Raw genomic sequence first — 16,400 nt, forward strand, 5'->3', positions numbered from 1 at the left:
ACCCGACCCTTCCGGGTCAATCGCAGACGACACGATATGCCTGCGCCCGGACGCGATGCTGGGACCGGGTGCGCGGATCAGCGGTGCATGGCGGGGACGATGCGCGCCAGCTCCGAGGCGGCCCGCATCAGATCGGATTCCGGGACGCGATGGCCGAAGGTGAAGCGGACCGCGGTCCGGGCCACATCGGGCTCCAGTCCCAGGGAGAGGAGCACATGGCTGGGCTCGTCGGAGCCGGCGGCGCACGCCGATCCGGACGAGCACACGATCCCGCGCGCTTCGAGCTCCAGCAGCACCGACTCGCCGCTGAGGCCGGGAAAGACGAACGAGGCGTGGCCGGGAAGCCTCCGGTGGCGCGCACCGGTGAGCCGCGCTCCGGGCACTTGCTCCAGCACGGCGCCGATGAACCGGTCGCGGCGCGCGGCCAGCGCCTCGCCCTGGGTGGCAGCATCCCGGCACGAGGCCTCCAGCGCCGCCGCGAGCGCGACAGCCCCCGCCGGGTCTTCCGTGCCCGAGCGGCGTCCGCGCTGCTGCGCCCCGCCGTGGATCAGCGGTTCGAAAGGCACCCGCAGCGGCAGGTACAGCGCTCCCACGCCCTTGGGCGCGCCGAGCTTGTGCCCCGAGATGGTCAGCGCCTGCACGCCGAGAGCGCGCATGTCCAGCGGCAGCGTGCCGGCGCTCTGCACCGCGTCCACGTGCAGCGGCACTCCGTGCCGGGAGGCGATCCGGGCCAGCTCCTCGACCGGCTGGATCGTACCGATCTCACTGTTGGCGTGCTGGATGCTGATCACCGCGGTGTCCGGCCGGATGGCCGCGTCCAGAGCCTCCGGCGCCACCAGGCCGTCGGCATCGACGGGAAGCCGGGTGACCTCCCCGCCGAACCGGCCCAGGAACTCCGCCGCCTCCAGCACGGCCGGATGCTCCACGGCGGAAACGATCACGTGGCGGCCGCGGGCGGAGGCGAGAGCGATGCCCTTCACGGCGGCGTTGTCCGCCTCCGTCCCGCCCGAGGTGAACAGGATCTCCCCGGCACGAGCGCCCAACAGCCGGGCGACGTCCGCCCGGGCCCTTTCCAGTCCGGCACGGGCGGCCTCGCCGACGGTGTGCACGCTGGAGGGGTTCCCGAACTCCGCCGTCAGATAGGGCCAGGCGGCTTCCAGCGCTTCTCGCCTGACCGGTGCCGTGGCGGCCTCATCGAGATAGATCACCGCGCCGGCCCCTCATCGGCGTCCGGTGCGCCTGCCATGTCCAGCCCCAGGTCGAGCGAGCGGACGTGATGCGTCAGCGCGCCCACCGAGATCAGATCGACCCCCGTCAGCGCGATCTCCCGCACCGTCTCCAGCGTCACCCCTCCGCTGGCTTCCACCAGGGCGCGGCCGCCGATGATCGCCACACCCCGGCGCAGGTCCTCCAGGCTGAAATTGTCCAGCATGATCGTCCCGGCGACACCGGCGGAGAGGACCTCCTCGATCTGCTCCAGGCTGTCCACCTCCACTTCCATGTGCACGGTGTGCGGCAGCCTGCCCCGGGCGCCCCGCAGCGCCGCGGCGAGCGCCCCGGGCCCGGCGCCGGCGAGCGCGAGGTGGTTGTCCTTGGCCATGAACGCCTGGGAGAGCGAGGCGCGATGGTTCTGGCCGCCGCCGCATCGCACGGCGTGCCGTTCCAGCGTCCGCAGCAGCGGCGTGGTCTTGCGCGTGTCCGTGATCCGGGCGCCCGTCCCCTCAACGGCGCGGACGTGGGCGCGGGTGGCGGTGGCGATCCCGCACATGCGCTGCAGGAAGTTCAGGCCGATCCGCTCCGCCCGCAGCACGCCACGGGCAGGCCCGGCGACCTCGGCGAGCGGCTGCCCGGAGGCGAACTCCTCGCCGTCGCGCACGAGCAGCCGGACGTCGATGCGGGGGTCGGCCCTGGTGAACGCGCAGGCGAAGACCTCCCCGCCGGCCAAGACTCCTGGTTCCCTGGCCGCCAGGAGCGCCCGTGCGGAGGCGTCCTCCGGGATCAGGCTCATGGAGGTGATATCGCCTTCCGGGGCGTCCTCCCGCAGGGCGGCATCGACCAGCGGGATGATCTCGTGGTGCCCGAGCGCCATCATCGGCTCTCCTTCCCGGCGACCGCCGTGCGGCTCCCCGATGTGGTGGTGTGCATGGCCGAGCGCGCTCCGGGGCGCGGGACCGGCGAGGGTAGGGCATCGCCGGCGAGGTGATGGGCGCCGATGCTCTCCGTGCGCCGGCGGGCGGCCGCCACCATCGCCTGGGCGACGGCGAGGAGATTCCGGTCCTCGGCCTGCTCCCGGGAGAGCGGCGCGCTGCTACCGTTCGGGGTGGGGCCGGACGCCCAGGCGGCAAGGACAGCGGCTGCCGCATCGAGCCCTTCGGTGGTGCGGACCAGCCCGCAGTGCTCCCACATGAGAGCCTGCAGCCGTTCGCGTGAGAACGCGGGGACCGAAGCGGTGGCGCCAGAGGCGGGGAAGGCCGGTGCCGCGCCAGACCCGGCAACCGGCTGGGCGCCGTCACGGGCTGCGGCCCGGCGCTGCGAAGGCAGGGGCGCGTCAGTCCACGAAGCGGAGACTGGCGTCCCGGAGAGCGCGGCGGCCGGTGCTGCGGCAAGCCCGGCCATGATCGCCTCCGCAGAGGCCTTGCCGAACACCACGCCTTCCAGCAGAGAGTTCGAGGCGAGGCGGTTGGCCCCGTGCACCCCCGTGCGCGCGGTCTCCCCGGCGGTATACAGCCCGGGCAGGCTCGTGCGGCCGGACAGGTCCGTCACGATGCCGCCCATGAGGTAGTGCGCGGCCGGCGTGACCGGAACCGGATCGACCGCCCAGTCCACGCCGCGTGCGCGCAGCCCCGCATCGATGCCGGGGAAGCGCCTTCGCAGGAAGTCCCGGCCCAGGCCGGTGGCGTCCAGATGCACGGGGTGCCCGGTGAGCCGGGCGCGGGCGTCGATGGCGCGGGCCACGACATCGCGCGGTGCGAGTTCGGCGTCGGGATGAACCCCGGGCATGAAGCGCCGCCCGTCGGCGTCGATCAGCACGGCGCCTTCACCGCGCACGGCCTCCGAGATCAGGAACGGGCCCCCTCCGGCAGCCGGGGCCGGGGAAGAGCACACGGCGTCCTGGTCGAGGACCGTCGGATGGAACTGCACGAACTCCAGATCCTCCACCGCGGCACCGGCCCGGAGCGCCAGCGCGACGCCGTCACCGGTGCAGACGTCCGGGTTGGTGGTGCGGGCGAACACCTGGCCCGCGCCTCCGGTCGCCAGGACCACGGCATCGGCGTGCATTTCGGTGCCGTCCAGCAGCCGCACACCGTGCGCGCGGCGGCCCGCAGCCCCGGCGGAGACGAGCAGGTCTGCGACGGCCGATTCCTCCCGGACATGCAGCAGCCCGGCGCGGGCGCGTTCGCGCAGCCGCGCGATCAGCGCTGCGGCGATGGCGGCCCCGGTGCCGTCCCCGCCGGCGTGGAGGATGCGGGACGTGCTGTGCGCCCCTTCCCTGCCCAGCGCCCGTTGACCGCCGGGAGCCCGGTCGAAGACGACGCCGTACCGCTCCAGCACGGCGATCGCCTCCGGCCCGCCTTCGCAGAGCACCTGCACGGCCGCGGGGTCGCTCAGGCCGGCTCCCGCGGTGCGGGTGTCGGCGGCGTGCGCGGCCGGCGAGTCCCCCGGCGTGACCGCCGCGGCGATCCCGCCCTGAGCCCAGGCGGTCGACCCCGACCCCAGGTGACCCTTGCACAGGATCGTGACGAAGGGCCGGCAGCGGTATCGGCTTCGCTCAGGGCGAGCGCCGTCACCAGGCCGGCGATGCCCGCGCCCACCACGATCACATGCGGGCGGCTCTGCTCTCCGGTGCGCTCCCTCGTCGCCCCCGCCGGCTCGCGGGCAGGCGCTCCGCTGTGAGACGGGCGGCCGGGGTGCCGTGACGCCGCTCGCTGCGAACCGCGAGGGTTCATGACGGCCGGGCCTGGAGCATGCGCTCCAGGGCCACCCGCGCATCGCTCGCCGTGCGCGCGTCCACCAAGATGCGGTTCGGCGCTTCACCCGCGACCAGGCTCTCCAGGCACCAGGCCAGGTAGCCCGGATGGATGCGATACATCGTCGAGCAGGGGCAGATGACCGGGTCCAGGCAGAAGATCGTCTTGTCCGGATTCTCGGCGGCCAGCCGGTTCACCAGATTGATCTCGGTGCCGATGGCCAGCACGTCCCCGGGAGCGGCGGCATCGACGGCCTTCCGGATCACGTCGGTGGAGCCGCTGGCATCGGCGGCGTCGACGACCGGCATGGGGCACTCCGGGTGCACGATCACCTTCACGCCGGGGTACTCCGCCCGGGCCCGGTCGATCTGCTCCACGGTGAAGCGCTTGTGCACCGAGCAGAAACCGTGCCAGAGGATGACGCGGGACTCGCGCAGAGCCTCGGGGGTGTTCCCTCCCAGCGGCTGGCGCGGGTTCCACATCGGCATCTGCTCCAGGGGCACGCCCATCGCCTTGGCGGTATTGCGGCCCAGATGCTGGTCCGGGAAGAAGAGCACCCGGCGGCCGCGGGCGAAGGCCCACTCCAGGACCGTCTTCGCATTGGAGGAGGTGCAGACGATGCCGCCGTGACGGCCGCAGAACGCCTTCAGCGCCGCTGAGGAGTTCATGTAGGTGACCGGGATGACGGGAGCGAGGCCGTCGCCGGCCGCCTCACCCGCGAAGAGCTCCTCCAGCTGTTCCCAGCAGTCCTCGACGGAGTCGCTGTCGGCCATATCGGCCATGGAGCAGCCGGCGGCGAGATTCGGCAGCAGCACCTTCTGCTCCGGCGCGGAGAGGATGTCCGCGGTCTCGGCCATGAAGTGCACCCCGCAGAAGACGATCGCCTCGGCGTCCGGCCTCGTCAGGGCGGCCTGCGCCAGCTGGTACGAGTCGCCGACGAAATCGGCGTGCGCGACGACCTCGTCGCGCTGGTAGAAATGGCCGAGCACGACGACGCGGTCGCCCAGCGCGGTCTTGGCCGCCTGGATACGCGCGTGCAGTTCGGCATCCGGGACGCCCTGGTATTCCGGCGGCAGCCCGCCGGGACGGACGGCGCCGCGCGGGATCGGATCGGCGGAGGAGGCGCCGGGGCCGTAGCCGGCCAGAGCGGCGAACTCCCACGGGTCCTTGGCCAGATCCGTGTCGCAGGCCTCGGAGGGGCGGGCGGTGATGGTGAGGTTGACGGACGTCATCGTCGAACAGGTCCTTCGGTGTGAGGGCGGGTACGGGTGCCGAGGTCGGGCGTGATGCCTGATGCGGCGGGGCCAGCCGTGCCGGGGTCGTGATATGGGCCGTCCGGGCCGGGGCCGCGATGCGGGTCGTGAGCCGGACGGGACCGTGCTTCGGCGGGAGCGGCTCCCGGGGGCGGGGCGGCGGCGCTGCGCGAGCGGACCCGTGGGACGTGCTCGGGGGCCGCGGCGCCGATCCTGGTGCGGAAGCGGTACAGCACCGGGGGCCGATGGCTGGTGCCGGTGACCTTCCGGCCGGTGGGCTCCACCGCTTTGCTCGTGATCATCTGGCGGCGGAAGTTCGCCGGGTCGAGGCGGCGTTGCAGCACCGCCTCGTAGACCTCGCGCAGCTGGGCCATGGTGAACTCACCGCCCAGGAATCCCTGCGCGATCTGCGCGTACTCCAGTTTGTTGCGCAGCCGCCACAGGGCGTAGGCGATGATCTCGTCGTGGTCGAAGGCCAGCGGAGGCAGGTCATCGGCGATGAACCACTGCACGTTCTCCCCGTCCACGGCGCGTGCGGCCTCGTCGGACTGCACGAGGACCCAGTACACGATGGAGACCACGCGGGCGGCCTCCGCGGTTTCGGGCTGTGGTGGCGGCGATGATGGCTGTGCGGGGCCGGACGTGCGGGGCGCATCGGTGCCGGAGCGTTCCACCGAGCCGAAGGCGTACAGCTGCTCCAGGTAGCGCGGTTCCACGCTGGTGGTGCGCAGAAGGGTGCGGCGAGCGCTCGTCTCGAGGTCTTCGTCCGGCCGGAGCGGCCCGCCTGGCAGCGCCCACTGGCCGAGGTACGGCTCCCGGATACGTTTCACGAGCGGCAGCCACAGCGTCATCAGGCCGCTCTCCGGATGAGGACGCAGAGCGAAGATCACGGTGGACACGGCGAGTTCGACGCCTCCATCCAGCCCTTCCGGCCCATCCGCCTCAGTGGCCCAGATGTCCGTGCCGGCGTGTGCGTTCGCGTTCACTGCCCGCAAGCTCCCCTCTTCTTCGCCCGGCGACACCCGCGTCGTGGGCGCTGCCCTGCTGGCACGTTCCAATCCGCCCGCTCCGCGCCCGGTGCGCGTCCATGCCGGGCCGGCGCGTGCCGGACCGGGCGTCCTGCCGGTTCCCGGCCCCCGTGGCCATGCCAGGCCGTCACGAGCGGTACCGGCCCCGACCCGCCAGGCCATGACGCGCGATGTCCGGCTGGACTTCTGAGGCTCGCCAGCCGAGCGCCGCGCGGCTTTAGGAGGCGATTCTGCTCCCGGGAACCCTTAATGTCAACAACACCTTAAGGGTAAGGCGGACCTTGCGCGGAAGGGGTATCCGGCAAGGACGCTGGTGCTCAGGACGGGCGCAAGGAATGCCGCGCCGCGAGCGGCGGTTGCCCTAGAAAGACCCGGAAGCCCGGGCCGCACCAGAGGCACCGGAACGACGGGGCCGTATGGCAGGACCGAACCGCAATGGCAGTGCCCGGCCAGGTGACAGGGCCGGGCCGTCACGGCGGGACGCCCCGATGGGGCTTCGCAAGATCGCGGCGCGAGCGAACCGCTCACGACGGGAAGTCCGGTGTGGTCTCGCGCCGAGGCTCCCGCGATGAGCCCGGCGGCTCGCCGGCGGGGCGGGCAGGATGCGCACGAGCAGGATGGCACACGACACGTGAGGAGCGCGCCGATGACGGTGGATCAGAGCACGGCAGAACAGACCAGCCGAGCGCTCGCGCAGGCACGCGAGTACGGCATCGACGCCGAGCTCATCTCCTTCGACGACTACGATTCGCGCGGCCTGGATTGGGATGACGTGGTCAGGTCCCTGGTGCTGCGCCGCAAGGCGGGCGAGTACCTGTTCGCGCTGGTCCCCATGGGCCGGCGCATCGCGTGGCCGCGCCTGCGTGCCGCCGCGGGCACCAACAAGCTGCATCTCCCGGACGAGGACGAGGCGTTCGAGGCGACCGGCTACCGGCGCGGCACGATCTCCCCGCTAGGCAGCACGCGTGCCTGGCCGGTCTACGCGGACATCCTCGTGCCGGGTCGCAGGATCGGCATCGGCAGCGGCGTGGCCGGCTACGGTCTCTGGCTGGACGCGGACGCGCTGCTGAGCGGGCTCGACGCCGAGCTTGCCGATATCTCGGACCCCGCCCCCGCCTGAGCGCAGCCATGGAGGTTGTCCGGTGAAATGGGCGAAAAGGTCGGGTTGATCGTGAATGCACGATCAACCCGACCTTTTCGAGTTGACCTGCCTGACAGAGAAGGTCCGGTTACTCCTGGGTGATCAGGGTTCCGGGCAGCTCGTACTGGCGCTGCTCCGGCTCGACGCCGTCCTCCACGAGCGCCTCGATCAGCGAGGCCACCTCGGCGGCGATCGCCGGCCAGTCCTGCTTGACGGTGGCGACGAACGGGCCGCCCTTCTCGATCTCGGCGACCGCGAAGTCCTGACCGTCCACGCCCACCACCGGAACATCGTCGACGTTCGCCGCCTGCAGCGCCTGCGTGGCACCCAGCGCGGGCTCGTCCCAGCCGCCCCAGATGCCCGTGATGCCGTCATCACCGGTGCCACGTGCGGAGAGCGCGTCCTGCACCGAGGTGCGGGCGTCGTCCACCGGGCCGGGCACTTCCACATGCACCTGGTCGAGGATCTCGACGCCCGCCTCCTCGAACACGGCGCGGGCACCCTCGGCACGCTCCCGCACCCCCGGATGCGGGTCGTGCGTGAGCATGAGGACGCGCCCGTCCGCTCCGACCTCGTCGATGAGCGCCTGCGCGCTCTGCTCGCCCAGATCCGTGTTGTCGCTGGTGACGTTCGCGGCGATGCCTTCGTCCTCACCGGCGTCGATGGCGAAGACCGGGACGCCGGCATCGCCCGCGGCGCGCAGGCCGAGGGAGATCTGCGCCGGGTCGCCCGTGCCCAGGACGATCGCATCGGGTTGCTGGGCGGCGGCGTCCTGGAACGCGCTGTTGAGCCGGTTCATATCGCCGGCGGTGTCCACCACGCTCACGGTCCAGCCCCGCTCCTCGCCTTCGGCGGTGAACAGGTCGATCGCCTCGCCGGTGGCGGCGTTGGCCAGATAGGGAGTGACCACGGTGACGGTGACGCTCTCGTCGCCGCCCTGCCCGCCGGCTGCCTCGCCGCCTCCGTCGCCGCAGGCGGCGAGTCCGAAAGCGGCCACGGCGGCGAGGCCGGTGAAGGTGAGGGTCCTGGTGCTCAGGGTGCTCATGTTCTCTCTTTCGCTACGGGACCGCCGTACGTGGCGGCCGCGGGAGTCGGTGCGATCGTCACAGCCGCCAGCCGGCGTCGCTGCGCCCACCTGAAACGGCGTGAAGGGTCAGGGTGCTGGTAGGGGCATCCGTGCGGTGCCGTGGCGGCGACGGCCCGCAGGGGGCGAGGGGCCGGGATCATCCGCGCTCCGCCCGCGTCCTGGCCGCCAGCCGGTGCGAGGCCGGGGCGAGCACGTCGTACAGTGCGCGGTGTGTTTTCAGCAGGGCGGCGTATTCGCCGGCGGCCGCAGACGGGGTCGTCTCGGTCACGGCGGCGCCGGGTGCGAGCAAGGGTGCCAGGCCGTGCGAGGCGTGTGAGGTCTGGGCGCTCACGCGTTCTGCCGCGTCCGCGCTCCGCTCGGCCTCACCGGAGGCGGAAGTGCCGGGCGCACAACCGGTGTTCGCCCCCCTCGCGGCTCGGGTACGGTCGGTGCCCGCGGGCGCTGGACCGGCGCTGGCAGACCCGCTCGGGGCGGCTCCATCCAGCCCAGTTCCGGCCAGCGCATCCCCGGCCAGCGCATCCCCGGTGAGGGCGGTGGCCGCGGCACGGGCCGCGGAGTGCGCCGCCGGGTCCTCCGGCGCACCGGTGACGACGGTGGCGCCGAAGACATCGGCGAGGATCTGCCGCCAGGCCGGGCTCACGGCTGCGCCGCCGACGAGGGGCAGGCGGTCCTGGCGGATCCCCATCGCATCGGCGGCATGCCGCAATCCCATCGCCACGCCGGTGAGGACCGCCAGGTAGAGATCGGCGGGGCCGGTGGCCTCCTGGACGCCGATGAAGGCCCCGCGCAGCTGCGGATCGCGCACCGGGGTGCGTTCCCCGCTCAGGCCCGGCAGGCAGAGCGGCCGCGCCCCCAGCTCGCCCAGCCGGGGCGCCACCTGTGCCTCCGCCTCCTCGAAGCCGAGACCGGGGAAGAACGTCTTCCTGGCCCAGTCCGCGGCGGCGCCGGCGGACTGCACCGCGCCGATCCGCAGCCGGTGCTCCCAGCCGGGCATGACCAGCGAGTGCATCGGTGACGGCTCGGCGGAGGCCTCGCCGGCGACGGTGACGCCGGCGATCCAGCCCGTGGTGCCCAAGTACAGGTACGCACTGCCGGCCGCGGCGCCGATCAGGCCGTCGGTGGTGGTGCCGGCATCGCCCATCGCCAGGACGAGCGGCGTGCCGGCCCGGACTCCCAGCTCCGCGGCGGCCTCGGTGCTGACCGTGCCGAGAGGAGCGTCCGGGGAGCCGCCCTGCCCGGTGCCGGTCAGGGCCGGCAGCTGACGGGCCTCGGCACCGGCCGCGCGCACCGCCTCGCCGAACCAGTCACGCGCCTGCACGTCCAGCAACCCGGTCGTGGAGGCCGTGGTCGGATCGCAGGCGGCCGGGGCTCCCGCGCGCCAGGCGACGAAGCCGGCGGGACCGAGCAGCAGCCGTTCGGCGCGGTCGAGCACATGCGGCTCGTGCGTGGACAGCCAGGCGATCTTCGCCGCGACGTTCGAAGCGTCCTGATGGTTACCGGTGCGCCGCTCCCAGTCCGGCAGGCGGGCCCTCAGCGCCTCGTGCTCATCGGCGGCACGGGTATCGGAATACAGCATCGCCGGCCGCAGCGCCCGGCGCCCGGCCACCGGCACCAGATCCTGCATCTGACCGGTCAGGCCGATCGCCGAGAGCGAGGAGGCGACCCCGCTGGCGGCCAGCACGGCTCGGGCGGCCGCCCACCAGTCATCGGGATCCTGCTCGGCCTGCCCGCCGGGGCCGGTGACGGTGGGGTAGTCCGCCTGCGCCCGGGCAACGACCTCGCCGTCCAGGCTGAGCACGAGGAGCTTGGCCCCGGAGGTACCGAAGTCCAGTCCCGCGACGAGAGTCATCGCCGCCTCCTGCTCAGCCGGCTCAGGCTCACCGCCAGCACGATGATCAGGCCCGTCAGGACCTGCTGCACATAGCTGTTCACCTGCATGATGTTCAAGCCGTTGGACAGCACGCCCATGATGCCCAGGCCGACCGCCGTGCCGCCGATGGTGGGCTGGCCGGCGCGGGAGAGCGTGATGCCCAGGAACACCGCCGCGATGGAGGAGAGCATCAGCGCATCGGCCGCGGTCGGGTGCCCGGAGGCCAGGCGCGCGGTGAGCACGATCCCCGCCAGGGCCGCCCCGGTGCCGGAGACCAGGAACGCGGAGAAGCGGACCAGCCGGACATTCACGCCGGAGAGCCGGGCCGCCTCGGCGTTGCCGCCGACGGCGTACCAGGCCCGGCCCAGCACGGTCTTGGAGAGCACGAACCAGATCAGCAGCACCAGCGCCAGCGCGATCACGACCGGCACCGGCACCGGGCCCAGCCGGCCCTGGCCCAGCCACACGAACGAATCCGGCAGGCCGAAGACGGTCGAGCCGTTGGACAGCAGCAGCGCCAGCCCGGTGAAGGAGGTCATGGTGGCGAGCGTCGCGATGAACGCCGAAAGGTTCAGATAGGACACCAGCGCGCCGTTCACGGCGCCGGCCAGCAGGCCCGTGAGCAGACCGGCGGCGACGGCCGCGGCCGGATCCGTCCCGGCGACCAGCAGCTGCGCGGTGATCACGCCGACCAGGCTGGCCAGGGCGCCGACGGACAGGTCGAAGTCCCCGACCACCATCACGACCGTCTGCACCGCGGTGACGATCGCCAGGATGGCGATCTGCTCCAGGATGTTGGTGAAGTTCAGCGGTGTGAGGAACACCTGGGGGCGGAGAACGGAGAACAGGATGATCAGCGCGACCAGACCCAGGAGGGTGCCGTAGGAGGCGAGCCGGGCCGGGATGGTGGCGCGGCTGCGGGTCGCCTCGGTGCTGGGAGCCTGGGCCGGGGCGGTGCTGGACATCATGCGGACTTCCTGTAGCAGAGGTGGAGGACGGATTCTTCGGTGGCGGTGGCGGCGGGTACCAGTCCCGCCAGGCGACCCTCGTGGAGCACGGCGATCTCATCGGCGACGCCCAGCAGCTCGGGGATCTCGCTGGAGACCACCAGCACGGCGACGCCCTCGGCGGCCAGCCGGCGCACCAGCTGGTAGATCTCGGCTTTCGTGCCCACGTCGATGCCGCGGGTGGGCTCGTCCAGCAGCAGCACCCGGGGGCTGCGCTCCAGGTACTTCGCCAGGACCACTTTCTGCTGGTTCCCGCCGGAGAGCTCCTCCACCGGCTGCCGGATCGAGGTGGCGCGGATGCGCAGGCTCTCGGCCCGGCGCAGCGCGGCCGCGCGCTCCCGGGACCGGGAGGCGATGCCCAGCCGGCTGAACCGGCCCAGGTTCGCCAGGGCGATGTTGTCCTGCACCGAATGGGTCATCACGAGGCCCTGGCTGCGCCGTTCCTCCGGGACCAGGACGATGCCGGCGCGCATCCGGCCCGCCAGCCGGCGAGCGGTGATGTCCTGCCCGCCGAGCAGGACGGCGCCGCCGCGTGGCCGCTGGGCGCCGGCGATGAGAGCGAGCAGCTCGCTGCGTCCGGAGCCGGCCAGGCCGCCGATGCCCAGCACCCGGCCGGGCGGCACCTGCAGGCTGACCCCGGCCAGGGTGTGGCCGCGCAGGTCCCTGACCTCCAGGGCTGCCGGGCCGCCGGCCCGTTGGAGCGCGGGTTCGCCGGTCTCCCGCTGCGGGTAGATCTGCCCGGGAGGGCGGCCGATCATGGCGGCGACGGCGTCGTCGGCGCTGGTCTGTGCCGCCGGCCTGGTCCACACGTGCCTTCCGCCCAGCAGGACGGTCGCGGTGTCGGCGAGGGCGAAGACCTCCTCCAGCCGGTGCGACACGTAGACGATCGCGGTGCCGGCTTCGCGGAGCGTCCGCAGCACGGCGAAGAGCTGCTCGGCCTCGCGCTCGGTCAGCGCGGCGGTCGGCTCGTCCAGGATGAGCACGCGGGCGTCCCTGGCCAGGGCGCGGGCCAGGGCGATCATGGTCTGCTGGACTGCGGAGAGCTCACCGGCCGGCACGTCGAGGGGGATGCGCTGGCCGAGCCGCTCCAGGAGCGCGGTGGCATCCCGGTCCAGGGCCCGCCGGTCCACCAGGAGCCGCGACCCGGGACGGCGTAGCCCCAGGAAGATGTTCTCGGCCGCGCCCAGCGTCGGCACCAGGCTGAGCTCCTGTGGCAGCGCCACGATCCCGTGGGACTGCCCGTCACGGACCGAGCGTAGACGGCGGGCGGCGCCGTCGACGAGGATCTCGCCTTCGCTGGGCGCGGTGACGCCGGCGAGCATCTTGATCAGCGTGGACTTCCCGGCGCCGTTCTCCCCGAGCAGCGCGTGGATCTCCCCGGCATGGAACTCCAGTGACACCCCGGACAGGACCCGCACCGGGCCGTAGTCCTTGCTCAGGGCGCGCGTGGCGAGCACAGGTGCGCGGCGGCCTTCGGAAGCGGCGCCGGTCCGCTGGGCAGGCGAGTTCACGGCACCCCTTCAAGAGTCTCGTGTCACACGGGCAGGAAACCGCGGACCGGCGCCGTCTCCGAAACGCCGCCGGTTCCGGCCCGGATAGGGACCGCGGCGGGCGGCTGCAGGGACATGCGCGTCGATCCGCATGTCAATACTACGGACTCGCCCGCGCAATGGCCGCATAGTGGCCCTATCCGGGTCCCAGCAGATGGACACTCCGCGGTCCCGGCAGCGGCGCTGTTAGCGGCCTGCGGCGTAGCCCTGCGCCCCGCGCGGGTTGGCGGCGGCCCGCAGCAGGCCGGAGTCCGGGTCGCGCCAGGTCAGCGAGAGCCGGCCGAGTGCCCAGTTCCCGGCCTGCGTGATGCGGTGACCGCGCCTTTCCAGGCCGGCGATGACCTCCGCGCCCAGGCGGTCCTCGACGACGGCACCACCCGGTTCCCAGAGCCTGGGCCAGAACGAGCCGGGCATCGCCGTGGTGTGGAACGCAGGAGCGTCGATGGCCTGCTGCGGGGAGTAGCCGCCGACGAGGAGGCGCAGCAGCAGGAGCAGCTGCCACTGGTCCTGCTGGTCGCCGCCGGGGGAGCCGAGCGCCGCGACGGGCCGGCCCTCGCGCAGGACCAGCGTCGGGGTGAGCGTGGTCCGCGGCCGGGTGCCCGGCTGGAGCCTGGAAGGCGAGGCCTCGTCCAGCCAGGTCATCTGCAGGCGTGTGCCCAGGGCGAAGCCGAGCCCGGGAATCGCCGGATTCGATTGCAACCAGCCGCCCGAGGGCGTCACCGCGACCATATTGCCCCACCGGTCGACGACGTCGATGTGGCAGGTGTCCCCGCGCACCGCGCCGCCTGGGTCCGCGGCACCGTCATCGCGTATGCCGGAGCCGCCGGACCCGTTGGGCGTGCCAGACTCGCCGGGCGTGCGGATATCGCCGGCGCGTTGGCCCGCGGGGCCTCGCTCGGCCTCTCGCCCTGTACGGCTCCCTGCCATGGTGGGTTCGCCGGCTCCGGCGGCGCCGGTGCTGCCGGAGCCCAGGCCGGTCCATTCGGCTGCCGTGACCAGCGGAGGACCACCGTATGCGGGGGCTGTGCCGCCGCCCCTGCTGCCGGGACTGCCCGTGCTGCCAAGACCGCCCGTGGAACCGGGGCCGCCTGTGGAGCCGGGGCCGCCCCTGGAGGTGGGGTCGCCCGTGGAACCGGGGCCGCCCCTGGAGCTGGGACCGCCCGTGGAGCCGACGGTGCTCCCGGGGCCGGGGCCGGGGCCGTTGCCAGAGCCGGCAGCGGTGCTGGTGTCACCCGTGGTGCCATCACCCGGCCGGGCGGGGACGCCTGGGAGCTGTCCGGGCCGGAACTCAAGTGAGGCGTCCTCGCCGATGAGGGCCCGGCGGGTGGCGGCGTAGTCCTCGCTGAGCAGGACGCCCAGGTCCAGCTGCGCGTCGCCGTAGTGGGTGTCCCGGTCGGCGAGGACGAGCTTGAGCGTCTCCAGGATGGTGTGGGCGCCGATCTCGGTGGAGGGGTCCAACCGGTCATCCTCCAGCGGCTCCAGGATGCGCAGCGCCTGCAGCAGCGCCGGACCCTGTCCCCAGGCGCCGGTCTTGGCGATGGTGAAGCCGCGGAACGGCACCGTGACCGCATCCTCGTACCCGGCCTCGAACGTGCGGAAGTCCTCGGCCGTGATGACCCCGGCGTGAACGGTGCCGGTGGAGTGCCGGTGGGGGATCGCGGCGAAGGCGGCCGCCTGCTCCGCGACGAACCCGGCCTTCCATTCGGTGCGGGCGGCGTCGATGCGGGCCTGCCGGCTGCGTTCACCGGCGCCAGCCCGGATCAGGCGGCGGAGGACCTCGGCGTACTCGGGGTTGCGCATCAGGCTGCCGGCCTCGGGCGGGGTGCCACCGGGAAGCCACAGTGCGGCTGAGCTGGGCCAGTGCTCCCGGAAAAGATCCGCGACGCCGGCGATGGCTCGGGCGGCGCCCGGGGGCAGGGGAATGCCCTGCTCGGCATAACCGAGAGCGTAGCCGAGCACCTCGGGCAGTTCCCAGGTGCCGTGGTCGCGCAGCAGCACCAGCCAGGCATCGACCGCGCCGGGTACGGCGGCGGCCAGGGCCCCGGCGCCGGGCACGAGGTCGAGTCCTTCGGCGCGGTAGTGCGCGATGGTGGCGCCTGCCGGGGCGGGTCCCTGTCCCATCAGCACGCGAGGCCTGCCGGGTTCCTCGGCTGTGGCGAAGACGCCGGTGAGGTCGCCGCCGGGACCGTTGAGGTGGGGTTCGGCCAGGTGCAGCACGAACCCGCCTGCCACGGCCGCGTCGAAGGCGTTCCCGCCGCGTTCGAGGACGGCCTGGGCGGAGGCGGTCGCGAGCCAGTGCGTGGAGGCGGTCATCCCGAAGGTGCCCTCCAGCGTCGGGCGGGTGGTGAACGCCTCAGGCGGGACGAACGGCATCACGTGCGTCCTTTACGCGGCGTCGTGCCTGCCCAGCAGTGCGCGCTCGACCGGGATGCTGCCGTCCGACCAGGGGGTCAGCGCCCACACCAGGAGGTACAGTCCCGGGCCGATCACCGGTAGCAGGAAGGACAGCAGGAGCAGCAGACGGGCGAGCCACACATTGATCCCGATCCCCTCGGCGATGCCGCCTGCGATCCCGGCGAGGACACGGCCCGGGCCCCGGCGGAACCCGGTGCTTCGGATGGCGTTGAAAATGCTTCTCATATCTTCCGAGGCTACGCTGCCGGGGCGTCTGGCGGGAGGGGGTTATCCTCCGATTCCGGCCAGGCTTTCCCGGTCGAGCCGGGAGAGCATCTTGCCGGGATTGAGGATGCCGCGTGGGTCGAGCGCCTCCTTCACCGCCAGATGCAGGCGACGGGCCGGCTCGTCGATCTCCTGGCCGAGCCAGTCGCGTTTGAGATAGCCGATGCCGTGTTCGCCGGTGATGGTGCCGCCCAGTTCCAGGCCGATCCGCATGATCTCACCGAAGACGTCCTGGGCCTTGGCCGTCTCCGCGGGGTCGCCTGCGTCGAAGAAGACCGAGGGGTGCGCATTGCCGTCCCCGGCGTGGGCGATCAGGGTGATCATCAGACCGGACTCGGCTCGCAGCGCCGCAAGCCGGTCGCAGAACTCCCGCATGGCCCCGCGGGGCAGGCAGACATCGTCCAGCAGCTGGCCGCCGCCATGCGCGGCGGCATACTTCTCCCAGGCCGGCTGGGCCATCCGGCGGGCCAGGACGAAGGTCTCGCTGTCCTCCGGGTCGTCGCTGTAGGCGACCTCAACGGCGCCTTGCGCTTCGGCGACGCCGCTGAACCCGGCGACCGCGGCACGGGCCTCCTCCGGGGGGCCGTCAGCCTGCATGATGAGCATCGCGCCGGCGTCCTCCGGCAGCCCGAAGTCGCCGAACTCGTTGAGCAGGCGCAGGGTCATCCGGTCGATGAACTCCAGCATCGACGGCTGGGCGCCGGTGGCCATGTACGCTGCCACGGTGGCGGCGGCACTCTGCTCGTCGCCGAAGACGGCGATGGCGGTCAGCGGATCCGGCAACGCCGGGACCAGCCGCACCGTCGCCTCCACCACC

The 16,400-nt window shown here is 72.9% G+C and carries 12 protein-coding genes and 1 pseudogene; 1 reads left to right on the top strand and 12 read right to left on the bottom strand.

Features of this window, described 5'->3' with window-relative positions; genetic code table 11:
• Positions 1 to 77: 77 nt before the first annotated feature.
• The 5 genes and pseudogenes from IEW13_RS15975 to IEW13_RS15995 form a co-directional block, all read right to left on the bottom strand.
• Positions 78 to 1,208 (bottom strand): cysteine desulfurase family protein, encoded by a 1,131-nt coding sequence (locus IEW13_RS15975; protein ID WP_188551936.1) that lies wholly within the window; start codon positions 1,206 to 1,208, stop codon positions 78 to 80.
• Positions 1,205 to 2,089 carry a carboxylating nicotinate-nucleotide diphosphorylase gene (gene nadC, locus IEW13_RS15980; RefSeq protein ID WP_188551947.1) on the bottom strand — a complete coding sequence of 295 codons (885 nt, stop codon included), beginning with the start codon at positions 2,087 to 2,089 and terminating at the stop codon, positions 1,205 to 1,207. The genes IEW13_RS15975 and nadC overlap by 4 nt, the downstream gene beginning before the upstream one ends.
• The gene (locus IEW13_RS15985) at positions 2,089 to 3,990 is read right to left on the bottom strand and encodes an L-aspartate oxidase (protein WP_229745247.1); all 1,902 of its coding nucleotides are present in this window, start codon (positions 3,988 to 3,990) and stop codon (positions 2,089 to 2,091) included. Before IEW13_RS15985 ends, nadC begins: the two co-directional genes overlap by 1 nt.
• Positions 3,944 to 5,200, bottom strand: coding sequence for a quinolinate synthase NadA (gene nadA, locus IEW13_RS15990; RefSeq protein WP_188551937.1), 1,257 nt, complete (start codon positions 5,198 to 5,200; stop codon positions 3,944 to 3,946). Before nadA ends, IEW13_RS15985 begins: the two co-directional genes overlap by 47 nt.
• 227 nt (positions 5,201 to 5,427) lie before the next feature.
• Positions 5,428 to 6,177 (bottom strand): annotated as a pseudogene (locus IEW13_RS15995) (NUDIX hydrolase); the annotation flags it as partial.
• 718 nt (positions 6,178 to 6,895) lie between these two features.
• Here IEW13_RS15995 and IEW13_RS16000 point away from each other — a divergent pair.
• On the top strand, positions 6,896 to 7,369 hold the full coding sequence (locus IEW13_RS16000) for an aminoacyl-tRNA deacylase (RefSeq protein ID WP_188551938.1): 474 nt from the start codon (positions 6,896 to 6,898) through the stop codon (positions 7,367 to 7,369).
• A gap of 109 nt (positions 7,370 to 7,478) precedes the next feature.
• On the opposite strand, the gene IEW13_RS16005 is transcribed toward IEW13_RS16000, so the two are convergent.
• From IEW13_RS16005 to IEW13_RS16040, 7 genes are all read right to left on the bottom strand, one after another.
• On the bottom strand, positions 7,479 to 8,435 hold the full coding sequence (locus IEW13_RS16005) for a sugar ABC transporter substrate-binding protein (RefSeq protein WP_188551939.1): 957 nt from the start codon (positions 8,433 to 8,435) through the stop codon (positions 7,479 to 7,481).
• Between the two features lie 178 nt (positions 8,436 to 8,613).
• Positions 8,614 to 10,326, bottom strand: a complete 1,713-nt coding sequence (locus tag IEW13_RS16010) for an FGGY family carbohydrate kinase (protein ID WP_188551940.1) — start codon at positions 10,324 to 10,326, stop codon at positions 8,614 to 8,616.
• Entirely contained in the window at positions 10,323 to 11,315 is a 993-nt protein-coding gene (locus tag IEW13_RS16015; protein ID WP_229745248.1) for an ABC transporter permease, read from the bottom strand. The genes IEW13_RS16010 and IEW13_RS16015 overlap by 4 nt, the downstream gene beginning before the upstream one ends.
• The gene (locus tag IEW13_RS16020; protein ID WP_188551941.1) at positions 11,312 to 12,865 is read right to left on the bottom strand and encodes a sugar ABC transporter ATP-binding protein; all 1,554 of its coding nucleotides are present in this window, start codon (positions 12,863 to 12,865) and stop codon (positions 11,312 to 11,314) included. The genes IEW13_RS16015 and IEW13_RS16020 overlap by 4 nt, the downstream gene beginning before the upstream one ends.
• 225 nt (positions 12,866 to 13,090) lie before the next feature.
• Positions 13,091 to 15,277 (bottom strand): gamma-glutamyltransferase family protein, encoded by a 2,187-nt coding sequence (locus IEW13_RS17585; protein WP_229745249.1) that lies wholly within the window; start codon positions 15,275 to 15,277, stop codon positions 13,091 to 13,093.
• Between the two features lie 12 nt (positions 15,278 to 15,289).
• Positions 15,290 to 15,544 carry a PspC domain-containing protein gene (locus IEW13_RS16035; RefSeq protein ID WP_188551942.1) on the bottom strand — a complete coding sequence of 85 codons (255 nt, stop codon included), beginning with the start codon at positions 15,542 to 15,544 and terminating at the stop codon, positions 15,290 to 15,292.
• 42 nt (positions 15,545 to 15,586) lie between these two features.
• Positions 15,587 to 16,400 (bottom strand): FAD-binding oxidoreductase (locus IEW13_RS16040; RefSeq protein ID WP_308420839.1); only part of this gene is annotated, 814 nt, incomplete at its 5' end.

It is taken from the genome of Sediminivirga luteola (assembly GCF_014639315.1).
GTDB classification, from domain to species: Bacteria; Actinomycetota; Actinomycetes; order Actinomycetales; family Brevibacteriaceae; genus Sediminivirga; species Sediminivirga luteola.